General features: G+C 67.7%; 13 protein-coding genes. 6 read left to right on the top strand and 7 right to left on the bottom strand.

Translation table 11 applies throughout. From position 1 onward, the window contains the following. Positions 1 to 851 (top strand): AMP-binding protein (locus AX692_RS17205; RefSeq protein ID WP_155646361.1); only part of this gene is annotated, 851 nt, incomplete at its 5' end. Further along, positions 848 to 1453, top strand: a complete 606-nt coding sequence (locus tag AX692_RS17200) for a DUF938 domain-containing protein (RefSeq protein WP_081095422.1) — start codon at positions 848 to 850, stop codon at positions 1451 to 1453. The genes AX692_RS17205 and AX692_RS17200, both read left to right, overlap by 4 nt. A 9-nt stretch (positions 1454 to 1462) precedes the next feature. Here the strand turns inward: AX692_RS17200 and AX692_RS17195 are convergent, their stop codons facing one another. The 3 genes from AX692_RS17195 to AX692_RS17190 form a co-directional block, all read right to left on the bottom strand. Next, on the bottom strand, positions 1463 to 1594 hold the full coding sequence (locus AX692_RS17195) for an entericidin A/B family lipoprotein (protein WP_073975705.1): 132 nt from the start codon (positions 1592 to 1594) through the stop codon (positions 1463 to 1465). 100 nt (positions 1595 to 1694) lie between these two features. Beyond that, entirely contained in the window at positions 1695 to 1826 is a 132-nt protein-coding gene (locus AX692_RS19845; protein ID WP_155644932.1) for an entericidin A/B family lipoprotein, read from the bottom strand. Between the two features lie 74 nt (positions 1827 to 1900). Then, a complete protein-coding gene (locus tag AX692_RS17190) occupies positions 1901 to 2812 on the bottom strand; it encodes a DMT family transporter (protein ID WP_073975692.1) in 912 nt (303 codons plus the stop codon). Positions 2813 to 2876: 64 nt separating this feature from the next. On the opposite strand from AX692_RS17190, the gene AX692_RS17185 reads away from it, so the two are divergent. Continuing rightward, a complete protein-coding gene (locus tag AX692_RS17185) occupies positions 2877 to 3116 on the top strand; it encodes a hypothetical protein (protein ID WP_073975693.1) in 240 nt (79 codons plus the stop codon). Positions 3117 to 3260: 144 nt separating this feature from the next. Here the strand turns inward: AX692_RS17185 and AX692_RS17180 are convergent, their stop codons facing one another. After that, positions 3261 to 4790, bottom strand: coding sequence for a CpaF family protein (locus AX692_RS17180; RefSeq protein ID WP_081095421.1), 1530 nt, complete (start codon positions 4788 to 4790; stop codon positions 3261 to 3263). A gap of 209 nt (positions 4791 to 4999) precedes the next feature. Between AX692_RS17180 and glmS the strand changes: the two genes are divergently transcribed. Both glmS and AX692_RS17170 read left to right on the top strand, forming a co-directional pair. Further along, on the top strand, positions 5000 to 6835 hold the full coding sequence (glmS, locus tag AX692_RS17175; protein WP_073975694.1) for a glutamine--fructose-6-phosphate transaminase (isomerizing): 1836 nt from the start codon (positions 5000 to 5002) through the stop codon (positions 6833 to 6835). A 177-nt stretch (positions 6836 to 7012) separates the two neighbouring features. Further along, positions 7013 to 9307: a putative bifunctional diguanylate cyclase/phosphodiesterase gene (locus AX692_RS17170; RefSeq protein WP_081095423.1), complete on the top strand. Its 2295-nt coding sequence runs from the start codon at positions 7013 to 7015 to the stop codon at positions 9305 to 9307. A gap of 6 nt (positions 9308 to 9313) precedes the next feature. On the opposite strand, the gene purQ is transcribed toward AX692_RS17170, so the two are convergent. From purQ to AX692_RS20715, 3 genes are all read right to left on the bottom strand, one after another. Then, positions 9314 to 10006: a phosphoribosylformylglycinamidine synthase subunit PurQ gene (gene purQ, locus AX692_RS17165; protein ID WP_073975695.1), complete on the bottom strand. Its 693-nt coding sequence runs from the start codon at positions 10004 to 10006 to the stop codon at positions 9314 to 9316. Continuing rightward, a complete protein-coding gene (gene purS / locus AX692_RS17160; RefSeq protein ID WP_073975708.1) occupies positions 10006 to 10239 on the bottom strand; it encodes a phosphoribosylformylglycinamidine synthase subunit PurS in 234 nt (77 codons plus the stop codon). Before purS ends, purQ begins: the two co-directional genes overlap by 1 nt. A gap of 144 nt (positions 10240 to 10383) precedes the next feature. Then, positions 10384 to 10515, bottom strand: a complete 132-nt coding sequence (locus AX692_RS20715) for a hypothetical protein (RefSeq protein ID WP_269135509.1) — start codon at positions 10513 to 10515, stop codon at positions 10384 to 10386. Between the two features lie 63 nt (positions 10516 to 10578). Here AX692_RS20715 and AX692_RS17155 point away from each other — a divergent pair. After that, positions 10579 to 11413, top strand: an 835-nt coding sequence (locus AX692_RS17155; RefSeq protein WP_155646360.1) for a TonB-dependent receptor, incomplete at its 3' end; no start/stop codon positions are given.

The raw sequence follows: 11413 nt of genomic DNA, 5'->3' as shown, positions 1-11413 counted from the left end.
CCCCCGCCGGCGTGCTCGCGGCGATCGAGGCGGGGACGACGCACATGTTCCTCGTGCCCGCCGCGCTGCAGATGGTGATCCAGCACCCGCAGGCGGCGAGCACGGACTTTTCGAACCTGCGCTATCTCATCTACGGTGCCGCGCCGATGCCGCTCGAACTGCTCAAGCAGGCGGTCGAGGCCATGCCGAACACCCAGTTCCTGCAGGCCTACGGCATGACCGAGACGACCGGCACGGTCTCGATCCTGCCGCCCGAGGATCACAGCCTCGAGGGCAACCAGCGAATGCGCTCGGCCGGCAAGGCGCTGCCCGGGGTGGAAATTGCGGTGCGCGGGCCCGACAATGTCGAGGTGCCGCGCGGCGAGATCGGCGAGGTGTGCATCCGCTCGCCCTCGAACACGGCGGGCTACTGGAAACTGCCCGAAGCGACCGCGAAGACCATCGATGCCGACGGCTGGCTCCACACCGGGGATGCAGGCGTGATGGACGCGGACGGCTATGTCTACATCCAGGACCGCATCAAGGACATGATCATCTCGGGCGGCGAGAACGTCTATCCGGCCGAGGTCGAAAGCGCGATCTACGGCCACCCCGCGATTGCCGAAGTCGCAGTGATCGGCGTGCCGAGCGCCAAGTGGGGCGAGGAGGTCAAGGCCTGCGTCGTCGCCAAGCCCGGGATGGCGGTCGACGCGGACGACGTCATCGCCTGGGCGCGCGAGCGGATCGCCGCGTTCAAGGCGCCCAAGAGCGTTGACGTGATCCCGGTGATGCCGCGCAACGCCAGCGGCAAGATCCTGCGCCGCGAGCTGCGCGCGCCCTATTGGGAGGGGCAGGAGCGCCAGGTGTCGTGAGCGCCAAGAAGCACGCCCCAGCGGCTCTCAGGAACCGCGAAGCCATCGCCGAGGTGCTCGCGCGCGAATTGCCGGCGTCCGGCACGGTGCTCGAAATTGCGGCAGGTTCGGGCGAACACGCGGTGTTCTTTGCGACGCGTTTCGGTTCATTGGCATGGCTGCCCACAGATCCGGCAGCCGACGCGCTCGCTTCGATCGCGGAATACCGCGCGGACTATCCGGGCACGAACTTGTCCGCACCGGTGATGCTGGATGCGGCAGAGCCCGACAGCTGGCCGGTCGCCGAGGCTGCTGCAATATTGTGCATCAACATGATCCACATCAGCCCGTGGGCCGCGACCCAAGGGCTTTTCCGGGGTGCTGCCCGTTTGTTGGGCAGCGGAGGCGGGCCGCTGATCGTCTATGGGCCGTTTCTGGAGGACGGGGTGCCCACGGCTGCCTCGAATCTGGCCTTCGATGAGAGCCTGCGGTCGCGGGATAGGGAGTGGGGCCTCAGGCGTGCCGAAGATCTGGACAGCCTTGCCGCCGCACACGGCCTCGCCCGCAGCGCGCGCCACGCAATGCCTGCCAATAATTTGAGCCTGGTTTTTCGCCCGATTTAGGCGCGCGGATCAGTCAATCGCGCGTTTTCCGGCGCGGCCGACGGACTTGATGTCCTCGCCCACACCCTCGACGGTGTTGCACCCGGCGCTGGTCAGCGCGAGGGCGGCGAGAGTGGCGGCGGCGAGCAGGTTGCGGATCATCGAGCGGCTCCAATCGGTGGTTTCCCGCCGATCAAAGCCGCCCAATCCTGAAAATTTCCTGACTTTGCGACGAAACGCCGTTCGCAAAGGGCAGAAAGGGTCAGATTTCGTCCTTCACCTCGCGCGAGGCCGACTGCAGATCCTCGCCCGCGCCCTCGACGGTGTTGCAGGCGGCGGTGGCAAGCGTGATCGCGGCGAGCGCGACGGCGGTGATTTTGTGGCGGGTGTTCATGCGGCTGCTCCTTGATGGCCGATCCTGGTGATCGTCCCCGGGCCGAACCCTACCCGCGCCCCGAAAGGTTCATCCTATTCGCCGGAATGCACCCGGGATCGGGCAAGCTGCCGCTCGCGCCATGCAATCAGCAGGCCCGCGCCGATGATCAGCGGCGCGCCGAGCCACAGGCTGGCGGGCGCGGCGCGGTCGAAGATGTAATAGCCGTAGAAGCTCGCCCACAGCAGCGCGGTGTAATCCATCAGCAGGATCACCGCCGCCGAGCCGAAGCGCAGCGAGGTCGTCAGCAGCATCTGCGCCGCCGCGCCCACCAGCCCCATCCCGAGGATCAGCGCCCAGGTGAGCGGATCATGCGCGGCGATGACGAAGGGCAGGGCGAGCGCGGCGACAGGGGTGGTCAGCGCTGCGAACCAGAAGACGATGCTCCACGGGTTCTCGGTGGTGTTGAGATCCTGGATCTGGAAGCTGATCAGCGCGACCATGAAGGGCGCGACGAGGCCGACAGCGACCCCGGCGAGCGTCACCCCCTCGTGAAGGCCCGAAAAGGGCTGCATCACCACGATCACCCCCGCAAAGCCGATCGCGACCGCGCTCCAGCGATAGGGGCCGATCCGCTCGCGCAGCAGCACGATGGCGAGCAGCACGGCGAAAACGGGGGCGGTGAAACCGAGGGTCGTCGCCTCGGCAAGGGGCAGGAGCAGCACCGCGCCATAGGTGAAGATCATCCCGAACAGCCCGCTCGCGGCGCGCCGGGCATGGGCGGGCAGGCGCTGCGTCCTCAGCAGCGCGAACCTGCCGGTCAGCGCCAGCCCCGCGGCGAGCAGGATCGTGGTGATGAGCTGGCGCCAGAAGATCAGCTCGCCCAGATGCGCGCCGCGTTCCCCCGCGAGCTTCACCAGCATGCCCATCGTCGCCAGCGCGAAGGCGGCGAGCAGCCGCACGAACAACGCGAGCAGCGGGCGGGGGCGGGCGATCGAGCCATCCATCACCGGCGGGCTTGGCCGACCGGCAGGGATTGCGCAAGCGATGCGCGCCCTTAAATGGCGCGGCATGGACGTGATCGCGCAATTCGAACTGCTGAGCGATGCCGCGCAACTCGCGTGGGCGGGCGGCGCGTGCCTGGTGTTCGCCGTGTTCGCGAGCCTGATGGAATGGCGCCGGGGCCGCTCGCGCAACCTCGCGCGGCTCGAACAGGTCGGGTGGGTGCCATGGACGGGGCTGTTCCTGCTGAGCGCGATGCTCGGCGCGGGGCTGCTCGCGATGGCGCTGCCGGCGGTGCTGAAGGGATGATGACGCGTTCCTCCCCGTCGCGAAGCGATGGGGAGGGGGACCGCCCGCCAAGCGGGTAGTGGAGGGGTTGGTGCCTCGTTACCCCTCCGTCAGCCGCTGGCGCGGCTGCCACCTCCCCATTGCTGCGCAACGGGGAGAGACTGATTAGAGACAGGCTTCCAGATACGCCTGATCGAAGCCGAACTGGCGGGCCTTTTCGAGCGTGTAGGGGCGCAGGCCCGAGGCGCGGAATTCGCCGAGGATCTTGCCGTCCTCGCTCTCGTCGAGATATTCGAACTTGAACAGCTCCTGCGTCACGATCACGTCGCCCTCCATCCCGATCACCTCGGTGATGTTGGTGGTGCGGCGCGAACCGTCGCGCAGACGCTTCACCTGCACGATCAGGTCGACCGATTCGGCGATCTGGCGGCTGATGGCTTCCTTGGGGATCTTGATGTCGCCCATCAGGATCATGTTCTCCATACGGCCAAGGCACTCGCGCGGGCTGTTGGCGTGGAGCGTGCACATCGATCCGTCGTGACCGGTGTTCATCGCCGCGAGGAGGTCGAAACACTCCGCGCCGCGGATTTCCCCGAGGATGATGCGGTCAGGACGCATACGCAGGGCGTTCTTCACGAGGTCGCCGATGGTGATCGCGCCCTGGCCTTCGAGGTTCGGCGGGCGGGTTTCGAGCGGCAGCCAGTGCGGCTGCTGCAGGCGCAGTTCCGCCGCGTCCTCGATGGTCAGCACGCGCTCGCCCGGGTCGATCATCTTCGACAGGGCGTTGAGCATGGTCGTCTTACCCGAACCCGTACCGCCCGAGATGACGATGTTCATCCGGCACGCGCCCGCGATCTTGAGCGCCGTACACATCTTGTCCGACATCGAACCGAAATCGCGCAGCATGTCGAGCGTGATCGGCTTTTCGGAGAACTTACGAATCGAGATCGCGGTGCCGCGCAGGGAGAGCGGCGGCACGATCACGTTCACACGGCTGCCGTCCTTGAGACGGGCGTCGGCGAGCGGGGTGGTCTGGTCGACGCGGCGGCCGACCTGGTTGACGATGCGCTGGGCGATCTGGAACAGGTGCTGCTCGTCACGAAAGCGGATCGGGGCGAGCTGCAGCTTGCCCTTCTCTTCGATGTAGGTCTGGTCCGGACCGTTGACCATGATGTCGGACACGTCGGGGTCGTTGAGCAGCTCTTCGAGCGGGCCGAAGCCGAGCAGCTCGTCGATCAGCACCTTTTCCAGCGCGAACTGCTCGCGCCGGTTGAGCGTGACCTTGAGCTCGGCCAGCACCTCCATGATGATCGGACGGAATTCCTCGGAGAGCTCTTCCTTGGAAAGCGTCGCCGCCGCTTCGGGGTCGACACGTTCGAGCAGGCGCGGGAGCACCTGTTCCTTGATCTTGTGGACGCTGGCCTCGAAGCCGCCGACTTCGGATTCGGCCGCGTTGATGGCCTGCATGCGCTCGTTGAGGCGGTCGATCGCCTCGGAGGTCGATTGCGGCTTGGCGAGCGAGGGGCCGGGGGCCGGCGCAGGTCGCGGCGCGGGGGCCTCGCCGGGCAGCGGCGGAAACTGTTCGCCGCCGCGCGGGGCAGCGCCCACACCCTTCATCGGGCGTGCGACGCCGAAAGCGGGCCGCGAGCCCGGCTTCATCCCGCCTGCGTTGCCCTTTTTGCCGAATGCGCTCATTCCAAGCCCCCGAGGGTCCCAATCAAACTGCGTCGAGCTCGCCCTGAACAGGCGAAAGCGACGTCACGAGAAATGGTGAATAGGAGGGAATGGTTGTTTTTTTCCTAAGCCTGTCCGGCCCCCCTTCGGTTGGGCTTGCCGTTAAGGATCGGCAGGCTAGAGGGCGAAATCGAACAGAGCGAACGAGCTGAAGGGAAGAGCCACAGGACATGTGCGGCATCATCGGGATTGTCGGCCAGAGCAGCGTTGCCGACCGCTTGGTCGACGGGCTCAAGCGCATGGAATATCGCGGCTATGACAGCGCCGGGATCTGCACGCTGCACGATGGTGCGCTGGTGCGGCGGCGGGCGGAAGGGCGGCTTGCCAACCTGGTGACGGTGCTCGCCGGCGATCCGGCTCCCGGCGAGGTCGGCATCGCCCACACGCGCTGGGCAACCCATGGCGCGCCGACCGCGTCCAACGCCCACCCGCACGCGACCGGCGAGGTGGCGATCGTCCACAACGGGATCATCGAGAACTTCAAGGAGTTGCGCGCCGAACTCGCCGCCTTGGGCCGCACTTTCGAGAGCGAGACCGACAGCGAGGTGGTCGCCCACCTGATCTCGGCCGAGGTCGAGGGCGGGGCCGATCCGGTGGCGGCCGTGCGTGCGGTCTTGCCTCGCCTGCGCGGTGCCTTCGCGCTCGCGATCGCCTTCCGCCAGCACCCCGAGCTGCTGATCGGCGCGCGCCTCGGCTCGCCGCTGGTGGTGGGCTACGGGCCCGAAGGCGCGGACGCGGAGATGTATCTCGGCTCCGACGCGCTGGCGCTGGCGCCGCTCACCCAGCGCATCGCCTATCTCGATGAGGGGGACTGGGTGGTGATCCGCCGCGACAGCGCCGAGATCTTCGATGTCGATGGCAACCCGGTCACGCGCGAGATCCGCTTCTCCGGCGCCTCGGCGGCGGCGGTCGAGAAGGGCAATTACCGCCACTTCATGCAGAAGGAGATCTACGAGCAGCCCACCGTGGTGGCGCAGACGCTCGGCTCCTACCTGCGCCGTTCGGACAATTCGGTCGCGCTGCCGCAGATCGATTTCGACCTCTCGGCGGTGCGTCGGCTGACGATCGTCGCCTGTGGCACGAGCTTCTATGCGGGGATGGTGGCGAAATACTGGTTCGAGCAATTCGCCCGCGTGCCGGTCGACATCGATGTCGCCTCCGAGTTCCGCTACCGCGAGCCGGTGCTGGAGGAAGGGGGCCTTGCCCTGTTCATCTCGCAGAGCGGCGAGACTGCGGACACGCTGGCGGCGCTGCGGCACTGCAAGGCCCACGGCCAGACCATCGGCGTCGTCGTCAACGTGCCGACCAGCACCATGGCGCGCGAGGCCGACCTGCTGCTGCCGACCCACGCGGGGCCGGAAATCGGCGTCGCCTCGACCAAGGCCTTCACCTGCCAGCTTGCCGTGCTCGCCGCACTGGCCGCGCACATGGCGGTGAAGAAGGGCCGCTTGAACCGCGAACAGGAGGCCGAAATCGTGCGCCACCTGCTCGAGGCGCCTGCTGCCCTCAACGCAGCCCTCGCGCATGACGATGATATCGCCGCGATGGCGCACCTCATCGCGCCGGCGCGCGACGTGCTCTACCTCGGGCGCGGGCAGGATTATCCGCTGGCGCTGGAAGGCGCACTGAAGCTCAAGGAAATCAGCTATATCCACGCCGAGGGCTATGCCGCGGGCGAGATGAAGCACGGGCCGATCGCGCTGATCGACGATGCCGTGCCGGTGGTGGTGATCGCTCCCTCGGGCCCGCTGTTCGAGAAGACGGTCTCCAACATGGAGGAGGTGCGCGCCCGCGGCGGGCAGGTGGTGCTGATCTCGGACGCGCAAGGCATCGCTGCGGCGGGCGAGGGCTGCCTTGCCACGATCGAGATGCCCGTCGTCCACCCGCTGATCGTGCCGCTGGTCTATGCCGTGCCGGTGCAGCTGCTCGCCTACCACGTCGCGGTGGTGAAGGGCACCGATGTCGACCAGCCGCGCAACCTCGCCAAGTCGGTGACGGTCGAGTAAGCACCCGCCGCAGAGCCGCCTCGCCCCGGATACGGAGCCTGGCGTTAACCATGCTGCTCCGTTGATTTGGCGGCGAACTTTACCGGGCACTAACCATTCGCCGTTAATCCAAGCCTCGTGGGCAAGGATATCACCTCACCGCAACCGGCGCTTCCCGCCGAATTGCCGCTGTCCGACGTGCTCGGATTGACTCGCAATGCCGCGTTCGATCCGACGCGGCTGCGGGCCGAGGATGTGGCCGGCCTGACCCGGGCAAGCCGCAACCGGCTGATCGCCAACGGACTTTTGGCCGCCTTCGTCGTCAGCATCTTCGGCCCGCTGATCGGGCTTGCGGTGGTGCTGCCCTGGGCCGGGCTGCTCGCGGTGATCCTCCTGCGCACCCGCCACACCGACATGCAGCTGATCGAGACCGGCGCGCGGAGCGGCCTTGCGGACCCCGAACGCGCGCAGAACCTCAACGCGCTGGCGGGCGCCCTCTGCTGGGCGGCGGCGCTGCTGCTGTTTCCGTGGCTTTCGGATGGCGTGCAGGCGACGAGCCTGCTGCTGATCATCCTCGCGCTGATGAGCGCCTCGACCTTCGTCTATTCGACCTCGCCGCTGAGCGTGCTGATCTACATCGCGGTGCTCGGGGCGGGCGCGATGGTCAGCCAGGCGCTGGCCGGGCAATGGCACGCGCTGGGCGGGGTGATCCTCCTCACCATCGCCAACCTCGTCGCCACGATCGAGATCCGCACCACCTTCGTCAAGGCGCGGCTCGCCGAGGCGGCGGTGGCGGAGAAGGAGGCGGTGGTCTCGCTGCTGCTGCGCGAGTTCGAGGAGAACGAGGCCGACTGGCTGTGGGAAGTCGATCCCGCGCGGCGGCTGCGCGCGGTGTCCCCGCGCTTCGCCTTCGCGCTCGGCTGCCCGCAGGCCGAGGTCGAGGGCAAGCCGCTGCTCGAGCTGATCGCGGGCACCCGCTGGTCGAGCGGGCAGTTCCCCGCGAGCCTCCACGATCTGGCCGAAAGGCTCAAGAACCGCGAGAACTTCTCGAACATGCTGGTGCAGGTCTCGATCATGGGCGAGGAGCGCTGGTGGGAGCTTTCGGGCACGCCGATGCGCGACGAGCAGGGCCGCTTCACGGGTTTCCGCGGCGTCGGCTCGGACGTCACCGAACAGCGCAAGTCCTCGGAAAAGATCGCCTATCTCGCGCGCTACGATACGCTCACCCAGCTGCCCAACCGCCTGCAGCTGACCGAAGCGCTGGGCGAGGCGCTGCGCTATGCCGTGCAGTGGCGCACGCGCTGCGCGCTGCTGATGGTCGACCTCGACCGGTTCAAGGCGGTGAACGATTCGCTCGGGCACATGACGGGCGACAAGCTGCTCGCGCAGGTTTCGGCGCGGCTGCAATCGCTGATGGGCGACAACCAGCTGTGCGGCCGTCTGGGCGGGGACGAATTCGCGATCGTGATCCGCGATGCGAGCCAGACCGGCATCGTGCGCGACATCGCCCGCCGGGTGATCGAGCGCCTGTCGGAGCCCTATCAGGTCGATCACCACACGCTCTATGTCGGCGCGAGCGTCGGCTCGGCCGAGGGCCCGCGCGATGGCGGCACGGTCGAGGAGATGATGCGCAATGCCGACCTGGCGCTCTACCGCGCCAAGGACATGGGCGGGGGCGAGCATTGCCGCTTCGAACCGGTGCTCCACGCTTCGGCCGAGGAGCGCCGCCAGCTCGAGGTTGCGCTCAGGAAGGCGCTGGGCCGCGACGAGATGGTGCTGCACTACCAGCCCGTCGTCGACGCGCATTCCGAACAGGTGGTGAGCTTCGAGGCGCTGGTGCGCTGGAATTCCGCAGAGCACGGCTTTGTCAGCCCGGGCAAGTTCATCCCGCTCGCCGAGGACACCCGCCTGATCGTCCCGATCGGTCAGTGGGTGATGCGCAAGGCCTGCGAGGAAGCGCGCAACTGGCCCGATCACGTCAAGGTCAACGTCAACGTCTCGCCCGAACAGCTGCTCGAACCGGGCTTCCATGCCGAAGTGGTGCAGGCGCTCGCGGCGACGGGCCTGCGCCCCGAGCGGCTCGAGGTGGAGGTGACCGAGAGCATCTTCCTGCGCGATGCCAGCGTTGCCCGCAATGCGCTCGAGCAGGTGATGGCGCTGGGCTGTTCGGTCGCGCTCGACGACTTCGGCACGGGCTATTCCTCGCTCGGCTATCTGCGCAAGTTGCGGTTCTCGACCATCAAGGTCGATCGCACCTTCGTGCAGGGCGCGGCGCAGGGCAGCGCGGAGAGCCTCGCGATCATCAATGCGGTGGTGGCGATGGCCAAGAGCCTCGACATGTCGACCACCGCCGAGGGTGTCGAGACCGTCGAGGAGGCGGCGCTGATCCGCAACCTCGGCTGCGACAAGATCCAGGGGTACTATTTCGGCCGGCCGATGACCGCCGAGGATGCCGGCAAGCTGTTCACGCTGGCGCACGAACGCCGCGCCTGATCCGCGTCAGGCGGCGGCGGCAAGGCTCGCCAGGGCGCCTTCGAACAATCGCCGCCCGTCCGCCCCGCCGAGCGCCGGCACCGCTGCCGGCTCGATCGCGCGTTCGGGGTGCGGCATCATGCCGAGCACCCGGCCGTTGGCGCTCAGCACCCCGGCGATGTCGCGCGCCGAGCCGTTGCAGCTTTCGGCATAGCGGAAGGCGACCCGCCCCTCGCCCTCAAGCATGTCGAGCGTTTCGGCATCGGCGTAGTAATTGCCGTCATGATGCGCGACCGGGATCCGGATCGTCTCGCCTGCGGTGTAAGCCGCGGTGAAGGGGGAGGCGGCGTTCTCCACCGTCAGCTTCGCGGTGCGGCACACGAAGCGCTGCCCGGCATTGCGCAGCAGTGCGCCGGGGAGCAGCCGGGCCTCGGTGAGCACCTGGAAGCCGTTGCACACGCCGAGCACCGGGACGCCCCGCTCCGCCGCTGCGACGACCGCGCGCATGATCGGGCTGGTCGCCGCCATCGCCCCCGAACGCAGGTAATCGCCATAGGAAAAGCCGCCGGGCAGGGCGATCATGTCGAGCCGCTCGGGCAGTTCGGCATCGCCGTGCCACACGCGGATCGCCGGCACGCCCGCGACCGCTTCCAGCGCCGTTGCCATGTCCCGGTCGCAGTTGGAGCCGGGGAAGGTGATGACCGCCGCCCGGAACGCCATCAGTTCGCGCCTTCTATGGTGAAGCTCTCGATCACGGTGTTGGCGAGCAGCTTCTCGCACATCTGGCGGATCGTCGCCTCGTCGGTGCCCTCGGCCAGATCGAGCTCGATCAACCGGCCGATGCGCACATCCTCCACGCCTGCGAAGCCAAGGCCCTCGAGCGCATGGTGCACCGCGCGGCCCTGCGGATCGAGCACTCCGGGCTTCAGTCTGACGAGGACGCGCACTTGCATGGCCTGATGCTCCATTCCTGCTTTCGGGGCGGCCCCGGGTGCCGCCGCTTCGCGGGGCCGCTATAGCGCGCCGCGGCGCGGGCGCAATCGCGGTGATGGCGCTTCTCGACATCCGGCGAACGGCGCGCGGCGACCCCGAATGTGTCACATTTCGGTCATCGCCACGCGCTGATTGTAACCCTGTTGCAACAACCGTCCGAAGATCGCCCGAAAAGCGTCGCTTTCACGCAACATTTGCGGGGGGTCTGTCTCGCGCGAATCGGCGAGAAATGCCACGGGCGAGCCCGCACCTACGCACCATCCGACCATACCAAAGGCCATAGCCAAGGGGGTTTTCCGATGTCTCACCGCTTCTCCGCCATTCGTGCTGCATGGGCCGGCTCGACCGTCCTTGCCGCTGCCGCCGCTTTCGGCTTTGCCGCTCCCGCCGTCGCCCAGGATGGCGCCAGCACCGAGGATGACGGCCAGCTCGCCACCATCATCGTCACCGCCAACCGGCGCGAGGAGAACCTCCAGGACGTGCCGGTTTCGGCCGACATCCTCGATCAGGAGCGCATCGGCGCGATCTTCAGCGGCGCGGGCGACATCACCGCGCTGGCCGGCACCGCGCCCGGCCTCAACGTCGAAAGCTCGAACGGCCGCGTCGCCCCGCGCTTCTACATCCGCGGCCTCGGCAACACCGATTTCGACCTTGCCGCCTCGCAGCCCGTGTCGGTGCTGCTCGACGATGTCGTGCTCGAGAACGTGACGCTCAAGAGCTTCCCGGTGTTCGATGTCGAGCGCGTTGAAATCCTGCGCGGGCCGCAGGGCACGCTGTTCGGCCGCAACACGCCGGCGGGCGCGGTGAAGATCACCAGCATCAAGCCGAGCCAGGAATTCACCGCCTCGGGCTCGCTGTCCTATGGCAGCTACGACACCATCTCGGTGAACGGTGCGGTCGGCGGGGCGCTGGTCGAGGACAAGATCGCGGTGCGCATCGCCGCGCAGCTCCAGCACCGTGCCGACTGGATCGACAACGGTTTCACCGGCGAGGACAATGCGCTGGGCGGCTACAACGACTTCGCGGTGCGCGGCCAGCTGCTGTTCACCCCGACCGAGCGTTCCAGCATCCTTGCCGCGGGGGACTGTCAGGATTTCCGTGTGTGGCCGGGCATAATGGGCAACAAGGAGTCCC

The organism is Erythrobacter donghaensis (assembly GCF_001557325.1).
Taxonomy (GTDB): Bacteria; Pseudomonadota; Alphaproteobacteria; order Sphingomonadales; family Sphingomonadaceae; genus Erythrobacter; species Erythrobacter donghaensis_B.
The sequence above is the reverse complement of the archived record's forward strand: the minus strand, read 5'-3'. Positions and strand labels throughout refer to the sequence as shown.